Annotated in this window: 20 protein-coding genes and 1 tRNA gene; 13 read left to right on the plus strand and 8 right to left on the minus strand. The window is 37.2% G+C overall.

Annotation, left to right across the window (positions count from 1 at the left end):
- Positions 1 to 2 precede the first annotated feature (2 nt).
- From rbbA to T432_RS0100105, 4 genes are all read left to right on the plus strand, one after another.
- A complete protein-coding gene (gene rbbA, locus T432_RS0100090; RefSeq protein WP_028883663.1) occupies positions 3 to 2,735 on the plus strand; it encodes a ribosome-associated ATPase/putative transporter RbbA in 2,733 nt (910 codons plus the stop codon).
- Complete coding sequence (locus tag T432_RS0100095; RefSeq protein WP_028883664.1) at positions 2,736 to 3,857, plus strand: ABC transporter permease; 1,122 nt, start codon at positions 2,736 to 2,738, stop codon at positions 3,855 to 3,857. It begins immediately after the preceding gene.
- A 5-nt stretch (positions 3,858 to 3,862) separates the two neighbouring features.
- A complete protein-coding gene (locus tag T432_RS0100100) occupies positions 3,863 to 5,299 on the plus strand; it encodes an efflux transporter outer membrane subunit (protein ID WP_028883665.1) in 1,437 nt (478 codons plus the stop codon).
- A 98-nt stretch (positions 5,300 to 5,397) separates the two neighbouring features.
- Positions 5,398 to 5,473, plus strand: a tRNA-Val gene (locus tag T432_RS0100105).
- Between the two features lie 104 nt (positions 5,474 to 5,577).
- Here T432_RS0100105 and T432_RS0100110 read toward each other — a convergent pair.
- Both T432_RS0100110 and argF read right to left on the minus strand, forming a co-directional pair.
- On the minus strand, positions 5,578 to 6,798 hold the full coding sequence (locus T432_RS0100110) for an argininosuccinate synthase (protein ID WP_028883666.1): 1,221 nt from the start codon (positions 6,796 to 6,798) through the stop codon (positions 5,578 to 5,580).
- Positions 6,799 to 6,801: 3 nt separating this feature from the next.
- Positions 6,802 to 7,737, minus strand: coding sequence for an ornithine carbamoyltransferase (gene argF, locus T432_RS0100115; protein WP_028883667.1), 936 nt, complete (start codon positions 7,735 to 7,737; stop codon positions 6,802 to 6,804).
- A 99-nt stretch (positions 7,738 to 7,836) separates the two neighbouring features.
- On the opposite strand from argF, the gene T432_RS0100120 reads away from it, so the two are divergent.
- Complete coding sequence (locus tag T432_RS0100120; protein WP_015551126.1) at positions 7,837 to 8,145, plus strand: DUF3579 domain-containing protein; 309 nt, start codon at positions 7,837 to 7,839, stop codon at positions 8,143 to 8,145.
- Between the two features lie 70 nt (positions 8,146 to 8,215).
- On the opposite strand, the gene rpsT is transcribed toward T432_RS0100120, so the two are convergent.
- The 6 genes from rpsT to lpxK form a co-directional block, all read right to left on the minus strand.
- Complete coding sequence (gene rpsT / locus T432_RS0100125; RefSeq protein WP_014111587.1) at positions 8,216 to 8,479, minus strand: 30S ribosomal protein S20; 264 nt, start codon at positions 8,477 to 8,479, stop codon at positions 8,216 to 8,218.
- A gap of 103 nt (positions 8,480 to 8,582) precedes the next feature.
- Entirely contained in the window at positions 8,583 to 10,208 is a 1,626-nt protein-coding gene (gene murJ, locus T432_RS0100130; protein WP_028883668.1) for a murein biosynthesis integral membrane protein MurJ, read from the minus strand.
- Positions 10,205 to 10,855, minus strand: a complete 651-nt coding sequence (gene adk / locus T432_RS0100135; RefSeq protein WP_028883669.1) for an adenylate kinase — start codon at positions 10,853 to 10,855, stop codon at positions 10,205 to 10,207. Before adk ends, murJ begins: the two co-directional genes overlap by 4 nt.
- Positions 10,856 to 10,886: 31 nt before the next feature.
- Positions 10,887 to 11,648, minus strand: a complete 762-nt coding sequence (gene kdsB / locus T432_RS0100140) for a 3-deoxy-manno-octulosonate cytidylyltransferase (RefSeq protein WP_028883670.1) — start codon at positions 11,646 to 11,648, stop codon at positions 10,887 to 10,889.
- The gene (locus tag T432_RS08240) at positions 11,648 to 11,818 is read right to left on the minus strand and encodes a Trm112 family protein (RefSeq protein ID WP_081799282.1); all 171 of its coding nucleotides are present in this window, start codon (positions 11,816 to 11,818) and stop codon (positions 11,648 to 11,650) included. Before T432_RS08240 ends, kdsB begins: the two co-directional genes overlap by 1 nt.
- On the minus strand, positions 11,815 to 12,870 hold the full coding sequence (lpxK, locus tag T432_RS0100150; RefSeq protein WP_028883671.1) for a tetraacyldisaccharide 4'-kinase: 1,056 nt from the start codon (positions 12,868 to 12,870) through the stop codon (positions 11,815 to 11,817). Before lpxK ends, T432_RS08240 begins: the two co-directional genes overlap by 4 nt.
- 386 nt (positions 12,871 to 13,256) lie before the next feature.
- Between lpxK and xseA the strand changes: the two genes are divergently transcribed.
- The 8 genes from xseA (at position 13,257) to T432_RS0100190 (ending at position 21,270) form a co-directional block, all read left to right on the plus strand.
- Positions 13,257 to 14,723, plus strand: coding sequence for an exodeoxyribonuclease VII large subunit (gene xseA, locus T432_RS0100155; protein WP_028883672.1), 1,467 nt, complete (start codon positions 13,257 to 13,259; stop codon positions 14,721 to 14,723).
- Between the two features lie 48 nt (positions 14,724 to 14,771).
- Positions 14,772 to 15,356, plus strand: coding sequence for a superoxide dismutase (locus T432_RS0100160; protein ID WP_028883673.1), 585 nt, complete (start codon positions 14,772 to 14,774; stop codon positions 15,354 to 15,356).
- A 268-nt stretch (positions 15,357 to 15,624) separates the two neighbouring features.
- Positions 15,625 to 16,731, plus strand: a complete 1,107-nt coding sequence (locus tag T432_RS0100165; RefSeq protein ID WP_014111579.1) for a high-affinity branched-chain amino acid ABC transporter substrate-binding protein — start codon at positions 15,625 to 15,627, stop codon at positions 16,729 to 16,731.
- Between the two features lie 90 nt (positions 16,732 to 16,821).
- Positions 16,822 to 17,643: a pyrroline-5-carboxylate reductase gene (proC, locus tag T432_RS0100170; protein ID WP_028883674.1), complete on the plus strand. Its 822-nt coding sequence runs from the start codon at positions 16,822 to 16,824 to the stop codon at positions 17,641 to 17,643.
- Positions 17,644 to 17,645: 2 nt separating this feature from the next.
- Entirely contained in the window at positions 17,646 to 18,572 is a 927-nt protein-coding gene (gene livH / locus T432_RS0100175) for a high-affinity branched-chain amino acid ABC transporter permease LivH (protein ID WP_014111577.1), read from the plus strand.
- A complete protein-coding gene (gene livM, locus T432_RS0100180) occupies positions 18,569 to 19,801 on the plus strand; it encodes a high-affinity branched-chain amino acid ABC transporter permease LivM (protein WP_028883675.1) in 1,233 nt (410 codons plus the stop codon). Before livH ends, livM begins: the two co-directional genes overlap by 4 nt.
- On the plus strand, positions 19,798 to 20,565 hold the full coding sequence (livG, locus tag T432_RS0100185; protein ID WP_028883676.1) for a high-affinity branched-chain amino acid ABC transporter ATP-binding protein LivG: 768 nt from the start codon (positions 19,798 to 19,800) through the stop codon (positions 20,563 to 20,565). Before livM ends, livG begins: the two co-directional genes overlap by 4 nt.
- Before the next feature lie 3 nt (positions 20,566 to 20,568).
- Positions 20,569 to 21,270 (plus strand): ABC transporter ATP-binding protein, encoded by a 702-nt coding sequence (locus T432_RS0100190; protein WP_015551116.1) that lies wholly within the window; start codon positions 20,569 to 20,571, stop codon positions 21,268 to 21,270.
- Positions 21,271 to 21,329: the final 59 nt, after the last annotated feature.

Consider the following 21,329-nt stretch of genomic DNA (forward strand, 5'->3'; position numbering starts at 1 on the left):
TAATGGAATTTTCTGTCTCGATTAGAAACTTAGTCCATAATTACGGGAAAACTAAGGCACTGCGAGGCATAGACCTTGACTTACCATCAAACTGCACAATAGGTTTGATTGGCCCTGATGGAGTGGGTAAATCTACTTTATTGGGTCTGATAGTAGGCGTAAAGAAAATCCAAAATGGATGCGCGCAAGTTTTAGGTCGTGATATTTCAAAGGGCTCTGTACGAGACGAGCTTTCACACGATATAGCTTTTATGCCCCAAGGTCTAGGGCATAATTTATATCCAACCCTATCCATTTATGAAAACATAGATTTTCATGCAAGATTGTATGGCTTGCGTGGAAAATACAAACATCAAAGAATTGTGCAACTTATGCAGGCTACTAACCTTGCATCATTTTCAGATAGACCAGCAGGTAAGCTATCTGGTGGGATGAAGCAAAAGTTAAGTTTATGTTGTGCACTTGTGCATTCTCCAAAATTGCTTGTTTTAGATGAGCCAACTACTGGAGTTGATCCTCTATCGAGGCAGCAATTCTGGGAATTGGTTGAGAATATTCGATCTAACTCAGGAGATATGACCGTATTAGTATCTACGGCTTACATTGATGAAGCAGAACAATTTGAATATTTGGTGGCCATGGACGATGGACAAGTACTTGTAGCAGAAAAAACTGCAGATGTATTAGCTGATGGGGGTTATAGTACTTTAGAAGAGAAGTATATAAGTTTATTGCCACCAGAAAAACAAACTAATCCAGACCTTATTCAAAAATCACCTCTTCAGATTGATCCAAACGAGCCTCTAGTGATGGAGGCGAAGGATTTAACCAAAAAATTCGGAAATTTCACTGCTGTAAATGATGTAGATTTTGAAATTCACAAGGGAGAGATATTTGGCTTCTTAGGGGCTAATGGATGCGGGAAATCCACAACGATGAAGATGCTCACGGGCTTAGTGGAGCCTACAAGCGGCACGGCTTATCTGTTGGGTCATGAAATTGATCCAAATGATATTTCTACACGTAAAAGAGTGGGATATATGTCTCAATCCTTCTCTTTATATGAAGAGTTAACTGTACACGAAAATTTACTTTTACATGCAAGATTATATGAGATGGGTTCAAAAGAGGGTAAAAAAGCCATCGAGCAGGCATTGCGTGACTATCAGCTTAGTGAAGTAGCTAATACAAAACCATCAGATTTGCCGTTAGGTATTAGACAGAGATTACAATTGGCGGCCGCTATATTACACTCACCTGATGTGCTTATATTGGATGAACCTACGTCGGGAGTGGATCCTGCCGCAAGAGATATGTTTTGGGAGCAACTTATACATCTGTCTCGTGATAAGCAGATGACTATTTTCGTTTCTACCCATTTTATGAATGAAGCAGAAAGATGCGACAGGATATCGCTTATGAATCAAGGCGAGGTGCTTGCTATGGGGACTCCCCAAGAGCTTATTGATTCTAAGGGTGCGGAGAATCTTGAGCAAGCATTTATTCAATATTTGATTGAAGCTCAGGCTTCTAACGAAAAAGATTCAGTTGCTCATTCAGAAGAGTTTGAGATGATTACGGCACCAGATAAGCCAAAAAAATCATTCAATCCTTTTGGAGCCTTATCATTAATACAAACATTTGCAATAAGAGAAGGTAAGGAACTATTGCGCGATAAGATTCGACTTTTCTTTGCAGTCTTTGGACCAATTTTCTTGATGGTAGGAGCTTCACTTGGTATCTCTTTTGATATTCATGATATTAAATTTTCTGTTCTTGATCAGGATAGAACTACAGAGAGTAGAGCATTAGTGGAGCGTTTTGAAGGCTCTCCATATTTTATAAATATCCCTGAAATTTCCGATATATCGCAAGTTCAGGAAGTTATTAAGGCAGGGAAGGCACGTCTGGTTATTAATATATCAGAAGGATTTGGGCAGCAAGTTTTAAGAGGTGAGCGGCCAGAGATTAATTTTGTTATCGACGGGGCCGTCCCATTTTTTGCTAGTAATATTCGTGGTTATATTGAAGGCATTCTAAATGATTATGTACAGGAGCGATTATCGACACTGCCCATTGATCTTTCATTGCCATTTAATATTGAGCCTCGATATGTTTACAATCAGGACTTTAAGAGTATCTATTCCATCACACCTGGCATGATTATGATGGCCCTTATGATGGTTCCTGCAGTTATGACTGCATTAGGTGTTGTGCGTGAGAAAGAAATTGGCTCAATCATGAATTTATACGGATCGCCTGCAAGCAAACTTGAATTTTTAATAGGAAAGCAGTTGCCTTATGTTGCCGTTTCTTTTGTAAGTTTTTTTGTTATGGTAGCACTTGCTTATTTTGTTTTAGGCGTTCCTATCAGAGGTAATCTATTTGCTATGGCATTGGGTGCTCTACTTATGATTTTTGCTTCTACTTCATTTGGTCTTTTGGTATCTTGCTTTATGTCATCTCAAGTTGCAGCTATATTTGCAACTGCGATATTGGGTCTAATACCATCTTTAAACTATTCGGGACTTTTATTTCCAGTTTCTAATTTAACGGGGTTTGCAGCTATAGTTGCACGTGCATTCCCGACCTCATGGTATCAACTTATCAGTATTGGTGCATTTACAAAAGGATTAAGTTTTTCCCATTTCATATTACCGTATCTAGCTCTGATAGGATTCACCACTGTTTATTTAACAGTTGCTAGTCTGTTTCTCAAAAAGCAGGAGAAATAGATGTCTTTTAAAAATATATGGTATTTAATACTTAAAGAGATAAAGAGTGTAATTAGCGACATACCGCTAGTTGGGTTGGTTATTGTAGTGTTCACTGTGGCAGTTTATTCCGTATCTAAGGGTGTTACTACAGAAGTAAAAAACGCATCCATTGCCGTCATAGATAATGATCATTCTAGTTTATCTTATAAAATTCGAGACGCCTTTTTAGCACCGCAATTTAAGCAGTCCAAGGTCATATCATATTCCGAAAGGGATGCACTTATGGACCAAGGCAAGTTTGTATTCGTAGTAGATATTCCTCCTAATTTCCAAAAGGATCTTTTAGCTGGAAGTAAACCTCAAATCCAGGTTTTGATTGATGCTACGGCTGCTACAGTTGCAGGCTTAGGTGGGGTATATGTTCAAAGAATTATTACAAATGAAATTTTGGATTTTTTAAACGTAGACACCTCTGTTATGAATCCGTTTTTTGAACCTGTAATCCACACGCTTTTCAATCAGAATCAGGATACAGTTTGGTTTATCGGTGTAACACAAGTTTTAGGAAATGTTACTTTACTAGTTATGATTCTGGTGGGAGCGGCTATTATTAGGGAAAGGGAGCACGGAACAATAGAACATTTGCTTGTGATGCCTGTAAAAGCTAGTGAAATTGCTTTATCTAAGATTATCACTAATGGCGGTATGATTATGATTGCCGCTATGTTATCTATGTTTTTTGTGGTGCATTTACTTCTGGAGGTTCCTATTAATGGAAGTGTGCCACTATTTTTTGTTGGACTTATTGTATATGTGTATACGATGGCCTCTCTAGCATTATGGCTATCGACATTGGCTCCAACATTGCCACAATTTGGTTTGCTTTGTATACCAATTTATATTGTAAGTAGATTGTTATCAGGTCTTGAGACACCTCTTGAGAGTATGTCGCCTATAATTCAAAAAGTATCACATTTATCTCCAGTTACGCAATTTAGTATTTTTTCTCAAGCCGTACTTTTTAGAGATGCTGGAATTGATATTGTGTGGCCGCAGATTGTTATTCTTACAATTATGGGAACTTCATTTTTTATTTTTGCTTTATCTAAATTTCGCTCTATGCTTGCTAGGCAGGGTTAATCTATATGCTTAAAATTTCAAGAAAATTATCAATACTCTCTTTGTGCGTTTTAGCAGCATGTGCACCGATTAAGGTTGATATACCTGAATCGAATGTGGATTTGATAGGCCATGAATTTGAGCAGACAAAGAAAGCTACTGCTATTGTGGATCTAGAAAAGTGGTGGTTATCTTGGAATGACCCTATTCTTACAAGTTTAATAGAAGATGGATTGAGATCGAATTATGATATTGCCATCGCACGTGCGAAATTATTAGAATCCAGGGCGACAGCAAATTTAGCTGAGGCAAATAGGGGACCCACTTTTGGATTAATGGCTAATGGTGGTATTCAATCTACGACTCTCGCGAACCCTCTTGAGCCAACTTTAACAAAATTCCATATACCTGCTTCACATAATTTTGATACTTCAGGCACGATTGGTTTTGTGGGAGCTGCCGCATCTTGGGAGCCTGATTTTTTTGGAGCTAAAGCGAGTGATGCTCAAGCTGCTGAATATGGGGCATATGCTCAAGAAGAAGGAGTGCATGGGGCCTATTTATTAACCAGTAGTGATATTGCTCTTAATTACATTTACTACAGATACAACCAAAGAAGAATTGTGATTTCGAATCAAATTCTTGCGAGCATGAGGGAGATGCGTCGCTATCTAAAAGGGAGATTCGATGTTGGTCATGTAGGAATTGAGTTACTTACTGATTTAGATTCTAAAATTCAAGCATTTAGAGCACAAACGAAAACATTGCCAGCTCAAAGGGATAGACATTTAAGAGCTATTGCTGTTTTATTGGGAAAGAAACCTCAAGGTTTTGCAATTGCGGACTCTAAACGTAATATATTTAATAATATTCCAACGCCGCCATCAGGTCAGTACCCTATTAATGTTTTAGAGCGACGACCAGATTTGAGGGCGGCATTGCTTAATATCAAAGCTAGGGCCGCACAAGTTGCTAGTGCAAAAGCTGATCTATATCCTAGAGTGAGTATTCGCTTTCTGGGACATAATGGTAGGATTGAAATTAACTCAGATTATTTAGCTAATCCTTCGGCATTAGGTGGATTGATTAGTGTTGGTGTTTCATTGCCTATATTTACAAATGGCCGCATTGAACGCAATATAGAAGCTAAGGACGCCAAGCTTAAACAAGCTGTGCTTGAGTACGACAAGAAGGTCCTAGAGGCTCTCAATGAGGTAGATTCAGTTTATCAGGCCCAGTTTGCCCTTAAAGAGCAAAACAAATTTCTGTCCGCGTCCGTAGGTACTCACAACAGGAAAACTTATCAATTAAATCAAATGTATAAGCTTGGAAATAAAACTTTGGATGCTGTATTGCAATCAAAAATTGAGGCCAATCAATTTAAAGAGAAGGTTTTACAATCCTCATTAGCAGAGGCTGAAAACTTGCTTCGTCTCTATAAGGCACTTGGTGGTGGTTGGTAGTTGTTTGAAATTCACTACGAAATAAAAAATATTACATTGAAAATCTTGAGATTGAAATAAAAACTAAATATAATAATTTCTTATCTTTTAGATATCTTGGGTGCTTAGCTCAGTTGGTAGAGCGGCGCCCTTACAAGGCGTAGGTCACAGGTTCGACCCCTGTAGCACCCACCAAGATACAGTTAAAAGTTTCATCTACTCATAACCTCCTATGGATGATTAGTAAAAATCCCACTATATAAGTGGGATTTTTCTTTTAGGCTTAATGAAGAAATCTATTATCTTTTTGCTTTAGCTCCGATACGCATTCTTAATGCATTAAGCTTAATAAATCCTTCAGCATCAGCTTGGTTATAGGCTCCACCGTCATCATCGAAAGTAGCAATTGTCTTATCGAATAAGCTATCAGTTGATGAATCACGAGATACTACTATTACATTTCCCTTATATAACTTAAGCCTTACGACACCATTTACGTTTTTCTGTGTATGGTCTATTAATACCTGAAGAGCTTTGCGTTCAGGAGACCACCAGTAACCGTTATATATCATGCTTGCATATCGTGGCATTAGGTCATCTTTAAGATGTGCCACTTCCCGATCTAAAGTAATGGATTCAATTGCTCTATGAGCTTTTAGCATAATTGTTCCGCCTGGGGTTTCATAACAACCCCTAGATTTCATACCTACATAACGATTTTCTACTAAATCTAGTCGACCGATACCATGTTTAGACCCTAGACGATTAAGCTCTGTTAGTACAGCAGCTGGAGACATTTGTTTACCATTTAAAGCCACGATATCACCGTTTTTATATTCTAAGTCAAGGTATTCAGCTTCATCAGGAGCTTCCTCTGGGGACACAGTCCAACGCCACATAGACGCCTCTGCCTCCGCTTCGGGATTCTCTAAATGACGACCCTCGTAGCTTATATGAAGTAGGTTTGCGTCCATAGAATATGGTGCCCCACCTTGTTTGTGCTTCATATCAATTTCAATACCAGCTTTCTCCGCATAAGCTAGTAATTTTTCGCGTGAAAGCAAATCCCATTCACGCCATGGAGCTATAACCTTAATCTCTGGATTAAGTGCGTAATACCCTAGTTCAAATCGCACTTGGTCATTTCCTTTACCTGTAGCTCCGTGAGATACTGCATCAGCTGAAACTTCTTTTGCGATTTCTATTTGCCTTTTGGCAATGAGAGGGCGTGCAATCGAGGTTCCTAAAAGATATTCCCCTTCATATACAGTATTCGCTCTAAACATTGGAAAAACGAAATCACGTACGAATTCCTCTTTAAGATCATCGATAAAAATATGCTCTGGTTTAATACCAAATTTAAGTGCTTTTGCTCTAGCTGGCTCAAGCTCTTCACCTTGCCCTATATCGGCTGTGAAGGTGATAACTTCACAATTATATGTATCCTGCAGCCACTTCAAAATTACTGAAGTATCCAAGCCACCTGAATAGGCGAGTACAACTTTTTTAATATCACTCATTTTTTATTGCTTACCTGTTAATAAAAATTCCATAACCGCCTTTTGAACGTGCATGCGGTTCTCAGCCTCATCCCAAACTACACTTTGAGGCCCATCGATAACTCCAGCCGTCACTTCCTCTCCACGATGTGCTGGGAGGCAATGCATAAACAACGCATCACTATTAGCTACTTTCATCATTTCTTCGTTGACTTGCCATTTTTCAAAAGCAGTTTTGCGTTTAGCATTTTCCTCTTCATAACCCATACTAGTCCAAACATCGGTAGTAATTAAACCAGAGTTATGTGCAGCTTCCATAGGATCATCGAAAACCTTTAGGTGTTTATCAGAAACACCTGCAATTCGTTCAGGTTTTAATTGGTAATCCTTTGGAGCACTGAAATGAAGTGTGAAATCAAGTAATTCAGCGGCTTGAATCCATGTATAAGACATATTGTTTTCGTCCCCAATCCATGTAACTGTTTTGCCTTGAATAGGGCCACGATACTCAATAAAAGTAAGTAGATCAGCGAGAATTTGACATGGATGATATTCGTTTGTTAAGCCATTAATTACAGGAACACGAGAATGTTCAGCAAATTTTTCTAATCGAGTCTGCTCGAAAGTTCTAATCATGACTATATCGACCATTCGCGATACAACCCTAGCCGTATCTTCAATAGGTTCCGAGCGACCAAGTTGAGAGTCACTAGAGGTAAGATTAATTACAAAACCACCCATTTGATACATACCAGCTTCAAATGAAACTCGCGTTCTTGTGCTAGCTTTTTCAAATACCATTGCAAGAGTACGATCAAGTAAGGGAGTGTGAGGTTCGTAATTTTTGAATTTCTTTTTAAGAATTATTGCTCTGTCTAAAATGTATAAAATTTCTTCAGTTGTAAAATCTTTTAATTGAAGAAAATGCCTTTTGGCAATGGGTTTGCTAATCTGGTTCATGGGTAAATTTTTGAAACTAATTTTAAATTATAGCTAATGATTTTATTTTGTTTAGTATAAGTTAAAATATTCACTACATCATCGCAACTATACTTTAAGATGCAACATTTAATAATTTATGGTTTAACAAAGAGTGGTCAAAAGTTTAGACCAAGTGATTGGGCTGAAAGATTAGCAGGGGTTATGGCTCATTTCAAACCTAAAGGTTTTAGAGGCGGTCACTTATGTTATTCACCTTATGTTGTGCCTAATATAATCAACGGAAATAAGTGCGTTATTGTAGATACTAGACTTAAAACCCTTGAGCCTAAGGGGTGGAAGTTCGTAAATGATTTTGCTGCAGATAATAATCTTCAGACGGAACTTATGGATAATTCCTGTGATTTAAAAGATAGACCTACTGAATAGACATAAACAGAAAAAGCACTACTTTAAGTAGTGCTTTTTTATGGCATCAAAATCTTATAAAAGATAAGAATTAATTTAGAGCTTTAATAGCAGCTGAAAGGCGGCTTTTGTGACGAGCAGCTTTGTTTTTATGAATGATTTTTTTATCCGCTACACGGTCTATTACGCTTGTAGCACTGCTTAAAGCCTCGTTAGCTTTTTCCTTATCGCCCGCTTCGATAGCTTGACGCACTCGTTTGATAGATGTGCGAAGTAATGAACGAAGACTAGAGTTATGCTTATTTAAAGCAACTGCTTGACGTGCGCGCTTACGAGCTTGACTTGTATTTGCCATATAAAGATTTATCCTTAACCTTATCTTAAAATTTCTAATAAAAGACTATTATTTTAATAAGTTTGAAAAAGCGATTCAAGTAAATTTGCTCAATAAGCAACAGTTAAGCGTTGTTTTTATTAAGATTTTTGATTTTAAACCCACATGAGTAGAGAGCTACAAAATATATCACCATACTTACAAGTATGATAAATCCAAGAACAATAGCTCTACCTAATATGTGAGCATTGTTTCTAAAATCCAGATCTAATCCAAATAGAGTATTAAGTTTTAGAGCTATATAGTAATTCCATCCCTCAGTAGATTGCATGGTCCAGTCAACATTGGTATCAGCAAACCAAAGCCATAAGGATAAAAGAATAACTGCAGGTGTGACGCGCAAGAAAAATCTAGGCCAAATCCCCTTAACATGAATAGGAAACTGACGACGTAGTCCAATATAAAGCAAAGTTGAATTGCATATTGCACCAAGACCAATGGAGAGGGCTAAACCAGCATGGTCAAAAATAGGGACGAAAAACAAATTAAATATTTGCGTAGCTATAAGCACAACTACAGCCACTTTTACGGGCGTTTTAATGTTTTGTTGAGCATAATAGCCAGGAGCTAATATTTTCACGCAAAGTATTCCTAGCAAACCGACGGCGTAAGCAGTAACAGCATATTTAGTCATGCGTACATCATCAAATCCGAAAGCCCCATAGTTAAACATAGTGGAAATAAGACCTTCACCAAGAAGAGACATGCCTACAATGCATGGAATGCCTAACAAGAATGTAAGTTTCAACCCCCAGTTAAGGAGCCTCACATAATTTTCCTTATCGTCTTTGGCAATGCTTTCGCTTAGGCTCGGTAATAATACTGTTCCAAGAGCAACGCCAAGCAAAGCTGTCGGAAATTCCATAATTCGGTCTGCAAACGATAACCAAGAGACACTCCCTGGGGTTAGCCAAGAAGCAATATTCGTGTTAATTAATATTGATATCTGAGCAACAGACACACCCAAAATCGCAGGCCCCATTAGACGAATTATTCTGCGTACGTTTGGATCTTTCCATGCCTTGCGTGCACTTTTTCTAATATCGGGAAAAAGGCCAATTTTCGCAAGAGCAAGCATCTGAACTGAAAGCTGTGCAACACCGCCAATCATCACACCTACAGCCAAAGCATAGATGGGAGGCGTGAAATATTGAATTAAGAAAAAGCATGAGAAAATCATGCTTAAATTAAGTAATACGGGTGTGAAAGCTGGAATTGCGAATTTCTTCCATGTATTAAGAACACCAGAGGCTAGGGCAATAAGTGACATGCAAACAATGTATGGAAACATGATTCGTGTCATCCAAACCGCATCATTCATTAATACGGGGTCATCGTGAAATCCACTTGCGATTAAATAGACAACTATGGGTGCACCTATAATGCCCACAATGTTTGTTACGATAAGAGCTAAAAACAAAATAATCGCTACATTATCGATAAGCCCTTTAACCGTACCATGATCAGATTTCGCCCTTTGTTCACCTAGGATTGGTACAAAAGCTTGAGAAAACGCCCCTTCAGCAAATAAACGCCTCAATAAGTTAGGTATGCGAAAAGCAACCCAAAAGGCATCTGTTAAACCAGATGCACCAAATGTTCGTGCAATAAGAATATCTCTAATTAGACCAGTAATTCGAGATAAGAAAGTTAATCCTGAGATTGTGACAGCGGATTTGAGCAAACTCATAGAGAGTCTACGATCAATTGTGAAATTGAGTCAACATCTCCGACACCATTGATTTGTATATATTTTGGTGCTTTAGGATCACCAGATTCAGCCCATTTTGAATAGTAGTCTACAAGTGGTCTTGTTTGATCTTCGTAAACTTGCAGTCTTTTACGCACGGTTTCTTCTTTATCGTCGTCCCGTTGAATTAAATCCTCTCCAGTTTCATCATCTTTTCCCGAAACTTTTGGAGGATTAAATTTAATATGATAAGAACGACCACTAGCTGGGTGAACTCTTCTCCCACTCATGCGATCAATAATCTCATCTTGAGGTACATCAATCTCGATAATGTAATCAAGGTCAACTCCAGCTTCTTTAAGAGCTTCGGCCTGTGGAATAGTGCGTGGAAAGCCGTCAAATAAATAACCCTTTTTGCAATCATCTTCTGTAAGACGCTCTTTTACAAGATTGATAATTATATCGTCCGATACAAGCCCACCAGATTCCATAATAGATTTAACTTTTAGACCAAGCTCTGAACCCGCTTTAACGGCTGCTCTCAACATATCTCCTGTAGAGATTTGAGGGATATTGTATTTATTTTTGATAAAGTTGGCCTGAGTGCCTTTTCCAGCTCCAGGCGGTCCAAGAAGTATTAGACGCATATGCTACCTTGATTTAAATTTAAGAGAATTATTATAAATTACAAATTATTTGTCGAGCCTTTTCAAGGTCTTCTTCAGTATCAATTCCTTTGTGGCAATGTTTCCGCCACTCAAGCACTTTGATTTTATGCCCATGATACAAAGCTCTCAATTGTTCAAGCGATTCTACAGTTTCTAATTCGCTTGGTTCCAATGTTTTAAATTCTTTCAGATAACTTACTTTATAGGCGTATATGCCTATGTGATGTAAAGCACTAGAAGATATATATGGTGTGACAGATGCTACATTCGCCCATTTTGAGCGATTCCATGGAATAGGGGCTCTTGAAAAATATAGTGCCTCAAAGTTTTTATTGAAGATAACTTTAACGTTATTTGGGTCAATAAAATCATATCCATCACTAAAAGGTGTACCGCAAGTTGCTATGGAGCAATAGTTGCTTTCATTTAATATATCCGCAAGACTAGAGATAATTTCAGGATCAATAAAAGGTTCATCGCCTTGAACATTCACCACAACTTCATAATCGCTAAAACCTAATTTTTCTACCGCCTCAGATAATCGCTCCGAACCAGAACTATGACTCTCTCTAGTCATTAGGCAATTAATTTTGTATGACTGACAAATATTAAAAATTTCTTCGCTATCGGTCGCAACTGTGAGAGAGCTAGGATTTGAAAGCATAGCCCTTTGAGCAGTTCGAACAATCATAGGGATACCGCCTAAATCTAGCAGCATTTTACGTGGAAGACGTGTAGACTGAAGTCTTGCGGGAATGATTATATGAAACATTATTTCTCTTGAGCTTCCTTAATAGGGGTAGCTTCATTTTGAAGCAATACTGGAATTCCATCGCGAATAGGGTATTCTAATTTTGCTTCTTCTGAAATCAATACTTGTCTTTTTTCATCGTATCTAAGTGGAGTTTTTGTGACTGGGCAAACGAGATTTTCAAATTTCATTTCTTATCCTTAAGTTCAATAACTTTACTATAGAGTCTTTCTAAAAAATCAGCTGGTTCAAATTCAGGTTCCACGTGAACGCAATAAATCATAGCCTTAAGATTTTTATCTTTAATTAGAGGCCTAATTTTGGAAGCGTCTTTAGAAGTAACAAAATAAACAGCTTTTTCTAAGTCGTCTAGATAGTTTATATCATAAGAAAAATGATCATTTAGAGGAATAAATTTATCAATCTTTATCCCCGCGTTTATTAGAGTATTAAAGAATTTTTGAGGATTACCAATACCTGTCATAGCTATTTTTGGATTTTCAAGACTATCAGCAATATCGGGATTAAAAGTATCCCCATATCGCAAATTTTCTATATCCAAAATAAGCATCTTACTGTTAACTATTTGAGATGGCAATGCATAAGGAATCTGAATAGGTTTATCACTATTTATAACAACAAAATCTGCTTTTTTAATTCTCTCTATTGGTTCTCTAAGAGGACCTGATGGAAGTACTTGACCGTTTCCCACCCCCCGATCATCAAAAACAATAATTTCTAAATCTCTAAATAGAGAAGTGTTTTGCAGCCCATCGTCCGAAATTATTATGTCGATATCTGGGTTCTCATTTAGTAATTTGTCTATATCAGCATTGCGATCAGGACCTACGGCAATTGGAGCAACCGAGGCGAGCTCACTTGGCTCATCTCCAATAAAAAGATTAAGATTTTGGATATCGCTCTCAGGTGATGCATATCTTGGTTTTTTTGGGTCGATATCAATCCCATAACCTCTACTTATAATTCCTACTTTTAAACCTTTGTTCTTTAAGTAGGTGGCAATGCTTTTTGTTATCGGACTTTTTCCTGTTCCACCAATAAAAATATTTCCTACTACAATAACTGGAATCTTACTTTGATGGGGTGTTTGGGTAATCTTTTTACTTTTAGATATAAATTTATAAACATAGGAAAAGGGAAGGAGAACATAATAAAAAAATGTTTTGTCCTGCCAGTTTTTTAATAGAAAAGATTCAACCTTAAGGCGAAAATTTGCACCCATATCGTAGAGAAAATTTATATACTTTAGGAAATATTTTATATTAATGACTAGAAATTGAAACAAGGAAGGAGCAAATTGTTACTAAATGTAGTTATCCAAAATTTTTGTGGAAAATCCTGTGGATAACTCATCTTAATGACGTATTTGTAAGTCTCTAGGTGGTCATGATTAAAAAGTGTGCAATTTGCTTGTAATAAAAATTATATTTAAAATCAATATGTTATGAGTATTTCTTAAAGTCATATTATACAAATTTGACCTAACTTATAGAAGTTTCCTTTAGAGTTTACGAAAAATTTGATTTGGGATAAATATTAAAAAATTTTTAGATTTTCTATAGTAAATTTCAGTATTTTTCTCCATATAATGAGGATTTTGAAACAATTATGCCTGAAAACCAACAGCTTGAGCCCATCACGGTATCCGAATTGCTTAATAAATTAAATTTATCTCTTAAAAATAATTTTAAGGATATTTTAGTGGTCGGAGAATTATCTGGATTTAAAGTTTATTCTTCAGGCCATGCATATTTTTCCTTAAAGGATAAATCAGATGCTTTGGTTAAATGCGTAATGTTCCATTTCCATAAACGAGGCGTTAACTTTGTCCCAAAAGATGGGCTTGAAGTTTCAATCAATGCTGAGGCAAATATCTATTTCCCAAGGGGAGATTTGCAACTTGTAGTTAGCAAAATAACTGAACACGGTAGGGGCTCGTTGTATGAACAATTTGAGGCTTTAAAAAGAAAACTTGACTCTGAGGGTGTTTTTAATAAAAAACAAGATAGACCTCTGCCATTGCCATTTGTTAGATCAGTAGGAGTTGTATCATCTCTAGGTGCAGCAGCCCTACACGATGTATTAACGACTCTTAAGAGAAGAACTCCCCATATAAATATAACGATTTATCCAAGCTTAGTGCAGGGTGAGATGGCCCCTGAAAAATTGATTTCAGCTTTATTGAGGGCTGATCAAGAAAATCATGAAGCTATTTTGCTTGTTCGTGGTGGTGGAAGTATTGAAGATTTATGGGCATTTAATGATGAAAAATTAGCACGCACTATTTCCGAATTAAAAACATTTATTATCTCTGGCGTTGGCCACGAAGTAGATTTCACGATTTCAGATTTAGTGGCTAATCATAGAGCACCAACCCCTACGGCTGCTGCAGAAATTGTTAGCCAGTCGACCATGCAATATTTTAATGATATTGGTACTTTAATTAATACTTTACATAAGTTTAAGGAAAATCAAATTAATAACCGGTATCAAAAATTAGATATTCTTACTGCAAAATTAGTATCCCCAGAAATTTATCTAAAAATTCAAACTCATAATCTTCTGTCTCTAAAGCAGTCACTTATAGAGCGTGTCTCTAAAATTGAAAGTCAAAAAAGAACGCAATTAAAGGACCTGCAAAAAGATTTGAATTTTGAAATACAAACAAAAACAAGAGATTTTTCAAAAAGATTGGCTTTAGCTGTTTCAGGGTTAATATTCCCATCTTCAATTTATGCACAGAACAATGAAAAATTAAATGGCCTTGTTAGTCAGCTACAGTTACTACATGATAAACATAGGTCTATTCATATGAGTAGATTAAAAAGTGTGTTTACAAAATTAAATTCTGAGTTTGAAAAAAAATTGATGGTTTGCAGGAACATTGCCACCCAATTAATTTCAAATTTAAAGGCATACAATCCAAAAGGGGTACTCAGCAGAGGGTTTTCAATTGTCTATGATTCAGAAGGCAAATTAATAAAGTCTGCCCATGAGGTGGGGATAGGAGATTTAATAAAAATCGAATTTGTGGACTCTGAGTTACAAGCTGAAGCTATTTCGAAAAATAATTGAAGGGAATATGAATTAAAATGAAGTGAGTATTCCAAAAAGGAGATTATTATGGAACATAAACTACCAGAATTGCCATATGCAAAAGATGCACTTAGCCCACATATTTCAGCTGAAACTATTGAGTACCATTATGGTAAACACCATAAAACTTATGTAGACAATTTGAATAAACAAATCGAAGGTACTAAATTTGCAGATTCAACTTTAGAAGAAATCATTAAAAAAGCTGAAGGTGGCGTATTTAATAATGCTGCTCAAGTGTGGAATCATACTTTCTATTGGTTTGGCTTTTCTCCTGACGGTCAAAAAGAACCTGATGGTGAATTGGCTGAAGCTATCAACAAAAAATGGGGTTCATTTGAATCCTTTAAAGAGGAATTCAATAAGAATGCTACGGGTAATTTCGGTTCTGGATGGACTTGGCTTGTTAAAGCTAAGGATGGTTCACTAGATATCGTTAATACTAGCAATGCTAAAAACCCAATTTCTGAGGATTCAGGTACTCCATTACTAACCTGTGATGTATGGGAGCACGCATACTATATCGATCATCGCAATTCTCGCCCTAATTACCTAAAAGGTTTCTGGGAAATCGTTGATTGGAAGGCTGTTGCTACTCGATTCAACAAATAACAAATATTTTGTTACATATGCCCCAAACCAATTTATACGTGGTTTGGGGCGTTTAATTTGTCTAAAAACAACATACTCAAAACGCTTTCTTACTAAAAATTTACAATTTTATTTGCTTTAAAATCCCAAAAATAAAGGGAAAAACGAAAATCGGTAACATCTAGTTACAAATTATGCTTACAATTTAGTATTTTCCCCTATAAATTAGTTCTTTTATCCTAGAGACTATTGGATTATCCTAAATCCATTACCCATTATTGGAGTTTTTATGAAACGTTCTCTTTTAGCTCTTGCATTAGGTTTGCAAGTATTATCAGCAACTGCATTAGCTGACTCTATTAAATTTGGTCTTGTTACTCCTACTACAGGCCCTAACACTCAATATGGAGATATGGTTAAGGAAGGTGCTATTACAGCTGCCGAAATCATTAATTCTAAAGGTGGTGTTTTAGGCGGAAAAACTATTGAGTTTGTAGTAGTAGATGACGGTTGTGAACCTAAACAAGGTCCAATCGCAGCAAACTCTATTGTTAACCAAGACATTAAATTTGTAGTTGGTCCTACTTGCTCAGGCCCTATTAATGGTGCGGCTCCTATTCTAGACGAAGAGGGTGTAGTTGCAATTACTCCATCTGGTACTTCTCCATCAATTACAGACGGAAAAGACTATCATTTCTTCTTTAGAGCTATTGGTCGTGACGATCAACAAGGTCCACCAGCTGCAAAATTCATTAAATCTAAAAATCCTAAGAAAATTGCTTTAGTTAATGATAAACAAGCATACGGTAAAGGTGTTACTACTTCAGTTAAAAACGAATTAGAAAAACTTGGTATGCAAGTTGCTTTTGATGAATCTATTAACGCAGGTGATACTGACTATTCAGCTTTGATCACTAAATTCAAATCTGCAGGTGTAGATTTTGTTTATTTTGGTGGTTATTATCCTGAGTTAGGTTTGTTATTAAGACAATCTAAAGAGCAAGGGTTTGACGCTCAATTTATGGGACCTGAAGGTTCAGGGAATCCTGAAATCGTTGCTATCGCAGGAGATGCTGTAGACGGTCTATACATGACTTTCCCGCCAAACTATACGACTCTTCCAGGTAACGAAGAAATTGTTAAATATTTCAATGAGAAAAAACGTGACGCTGGTGGTGCATTCCAATTGCTTTCATATGCAGCAACCCAAGCTTTAGTTGCAGCTATTGAAGCTACTAAGAGCGAGGATCCAGAAAAAGTTGCAGACTGGTTGCACGCAAACTCTGTTAAAACTGTAGTTGGTGATCTATCATGGCAGGAATCTGGAGACCTTAAGTCTTTTGATTTTGATGTAGTTCAATGGAAAAAAGACGGCTCTAAAACCTCAGTTAAATAGTTACTTCGGTCCCCATAAATCCAATTTTTTCAAAATCGAAACATTTTGATAAGAATTTGATTAAAATGGGGGCTTTTTATTGGAAAGTCTATGAGCGATATTGCTTTTCTAGGTGGCGGAAATATGGCTTCTGCCATAATGAACGGAATTAATAGAGGCATAAAATCTGGAGATTTGCCTCAGCTTAATGTAGATGTTTTCGATAAAAATAAAGATAAATTAGAAATTTGGGCCTCACTTGGGGCTTCAGGTTTTTTAAATGTACAGGAAAATCTATCAAATACTAAGTTATGGATTTTGGCTGTAAAGCCTCAGAATATGAGAGAGTTATGCGAGAGCATTGCCAAATATATACGTGAGGATACTCTTATTTTAAGTGTTGCAGCAGGGTTATCAACGGAAGTAATTTCTAGTTGGCTTTCAGGGCATAAAAAAATTGTTAGATGTATGCCGAACACGCCAACTTCTTTAGGTATGGGGGCGACTGGTATATTTGCACCAAAGAGTGTGTCAGAACAAGAGTATTCAATGATTAAGTCTATTCTTAGGACTACTGGCTTAACAATTGAATTACAAGATGAGTCTTTAATGGATTCTGTAGGAGCCCTATCAGGAAGTGGCCCAGCTTACATTTTCTATTTTATTGAGGCTCTTGTAGAAGGTGGTGTTGAGCTAGGTTTGGATAGAAATACTTCTGAGGAACTTGCAATAAAAACTGTTATAGGTGCAGGTTTATTAGCATCTAATTCTGATATTCCTGTATCTAAGCTTAGAGAAAATGTCACATCTAAAGGAGGCACAACAAGGGCGGCCTTGGATGTATTTGAAAAACATAATTTTAAAGAAATCGTAAAAGAAGCGATGAAAGCTGCTCGAAATAGATCTGAGCAATTCTCAAAAGAAAATAATTAATAATGGCTGATTTTTTACCTCAATTTTTTCAACAACTCTTTAATGGACTGTCATTAGGGGCGATTTACGCACTTATTGCCATCGGATATACGATGGTATATGGCATTATAGGTATGATTAACTTTGCACACGGCGAAATCTATATGATTGGTGCTTATGTTGGTCTAATTACTTTAGCTGTGCTCGGGGTAGATGGTTCTATTCCTGTTCCCGTTTTAATTGCGTGTATGCTTGTCGTATCTGTTCTTGTGACAGGTGTTTACGGCTATGCTGTGGAGAGGGTGGCATACCGTCCTCTAAGAAACAGTCCTAGACTAATTTCATTAATCTCAGCAATTGCTATGTCTATCTTTTTGCAAAACTGGGTAGCCTTAGGTCAGGGAGCAAAAGACGTTGCAGTTCCAAATATACTGCCAGGGGCTTTTGAGTTCACATTTTCAAATGATTTTACGATTGTCATCTCTTACGCAAGAATTCTTATCATTGCGGTTGTATTTGTTTTGATGGTAGCACTTACACTGTTTATTAAAAAATCCCGTATGGGGAGAGCATCTAGGGCTTGTTCACAAGATATACAGATGGCTAATATGCTTGGTATAGATACAAACAAAGTGATATCTGTAATCTTTATTTTGGGGGCGGTACTTGCTGCGGTTGGAGGCGTGCTCATTGCCATCACAATAGGTAAACTTAATCCATTCATAGGATTTATTGCGGGTATTAAAGCATTTACAGCTGCTGTTCTTGGGGGAATTGGAAGCGTGCCTGGGGCTATATTGGGCGGACTTATTATTGGCGTAACAGAAACTATGGCTGCGGCATATATAGCATCTGAATATAAAGATATTGTTGCATTTGGGCTGCTTGTATTAATACTTTTATTTAAACCAAGTGGTTTATTAGGTAAGCCGGAGGTAGAAAAAGTATGACGCATGCTTTGAAAAATGCGGTGTTATCCGCGATTTTAACGGCTCTACTTGCGGTGCCTATTCTAGGTCTTAAACTTACGCGAGAAAATGGTGTTATAGCTATTGATCCTGATTTCAAGCTCGCTTTGTGGGGCTGCGTAATCGTCTTTTTAGTGCAGCTATTTGTGACTCCATTGCTTAAAAAAGTAAATCTCAAAGGGAAGTATGGGAAGCCTATAAACCTAAATCTAAAACCAATTCAGATGAATATCATACTGTTATTGATTTTAGTAGCATTGTTTGTTTGGCCATTTTTCGGAAATCGAGTTTCAGTAGATATTGCCACTTTAGTGCTTATATATGTAATGCTTGGTTTAGGTCTAAATATTGTTGTTGGATTTGCTGGCTTACTCGATTTAGGATTTGTTGGATTTTATGCGGTTGGAGCGTATACCTACGCATTATTGTTTTATTATTTTGATTGGTCGTTTTGGCAGGCATTGCCACTTGCAGGCTTATTTGCAGCTGGATTTGGATTTCTGTTAGGATTTCCTGTGTTGCGTCTGAGGGGTGATTACCTTGCGATTGTGACTCTTGGTTTTGGAGAAATTATTCGTCTTCTGCTTATTAATTTAGTGAGTATCACAAGGGGTCCCGACGGCATATCGAGCATTCCAAAGCCTACAGTTTTTGGCTATCCAATGCAAAGAAGAGCTCCTGAAGGTCAAGAGACATTCCATCAATTAATGGGGTGGAAGTTTGATTCTATGGACTCTGTAATTTATTTATATTTGCTAGCTTTGATATTAGCGATTCTTACTCTTTTATTATCTAATCGCTTGCTTAGGATGCCTGTTGGTAGGGCTTGGGAAGCATTGCGAGAAGATGAAATTGCATGCAAATCATTAGGTTTAAATCCTACTAAAATTAAGTTATCGGCATTCACATTGGGTGCGATGTGTGCAGGTTTTGCGGGTGCATTTTTTGCTGCTCGTCAGGGTTTAGTGAATCCAGAAGCATTCACATTTATGGAATCGGCTATGATTCTTGCTATCGTGGTTTTAGGTGGTATGGGTTCTCAAATCGGGGTTATTTTTGCTGCAATTATTCTGACCGTTTTACCAGAGCTGGCTAGACAGTTTGCTGAATATAGGATGCTAATCTTTGGTCTAGTTATGGTTCTTATGATGATTTGGAGACCACAGGGATTATTTCCAGTTAAAAGACCTCATGTGGAGGTTTCTGCATGAAAAACGAAATCGTATTATCAGTAAAAGATTTAGTGATGCGATTTGGCGGTCTATTAGCTGTAGACCGCGTAAGCTTTGATGTTTATAAGAACGAAGTATTTTCAATTATCGGTCCTAACGGGGCTGGGAAAACCACTGTATTTAATTGTGTAAGTGGGTTTTATACTCCTACTGAAGGTGTAGTTCAGCTTTTTGGAGAAGATATCACTGGAAAATCTAGTCATCAAGTTGCTAATTATGGACTTATTAGAACCTTCCAAAATGTGCGACTATTTAAAAACCTCTCAGTTTTAGAAAATTTATTAGTAGCTCAACACAATAAATTATCGGCTAGTTTTTTGTCTGGGATTTTGCGATTACCATCTTTTAAAAGAAGTGAAAAAATTGCTTTAGATAACGCAATGAAATGGCTTGATTTTATGGGTCTTAGGGCATATGCAAATCGTGAAGCAGGTAACTTAGCCTATGGACATCAAAGACGATTAGAAATAGCTCGCTGCATGATTACTCAACCAAAACTATTGCTTTTGGATGAGCCTGCTGCAGGACTAAATCCACAAGAGAAAAAAGAGCTATCATCTCTGATTAATAAACTTAGAGAAGAATACAACCTTTCAGTTCTACTTATCGAACATGACATGAGTTTGATTATGGATATATCAGATCGAATAATGGTTATGGAGATGGGTAAACCGTTGATTACAGGACTCCCTGACGAAGTGCGAAATGATCCTGAAGTTATCAAAGCATATTTAGGGGAGTAGAACATGCTTATATTAAAGAATATCTTTACGCATTATGGGGCGATTGAAGCATTGCATGGCGTATCGGTTCACGTAAACGAAGGTGAAATCGTAACTCTAATTGGGGCAAATGGTGCGGGCAAAACTACTATTTTAAAAACAGTATGCGGAGATCCCCACGCTACTAGCGGCCAAGTGCTATTTCAAAACGAGGATATTACGAAATTAAAAACACATGAGATTATGAGAAAGGGCATTGCCATATCTCCTGAAGGGAGACGTGTTTTCCCTGGTCTGACTGTAAATGAAAATCTGCAGATGGGGGCTTTTTTCAAATCACAAAGCGAAGTTGAAGAGGGTATCTCACACGTTTTTAATTTATTTCCGCGACTAAAAGAGAGGGCACAGCAGAGGGCAGGCACTATGTCTGGAGGCGAACAACAAATGCTTGCTATCGGTCGTGCACTTATGAGTAAACCAAAATTGCTGCTTTTGGATGAGCCAACTTTAGGGCTTGCTCCCTTAATAATCGCTCAGATTTTTGAAATTATTCAAACCATACGAGAATCTGGTGTGACCGTTTTCTTAGTGGAACAAAATGCAAATAAAGCATTGCAAGTGGCAGATAGAGGATATGTTCTTGAGACAGGCAAGGTTGTCTTAGAAGATACGGGAAAAAATCTTCTATCAAACGATGCAGTAAGAAAAGCTTATTTAGGGCATTGATATAAGAGGATGAGGTACGTGGACATTGCCACAATATAAGGGCGGGTCCGCAAATCAAA

The organism is Taylorella asinigenitalis ATCC 700933, assembly GCF_000687755.1.
GTDB lineage: Bacteria > Pseudomonadota > Gammaproteobacteria > Burkholderiales > Burkholderiaceae_B > Taylorella > Taylorella asinigenitalis.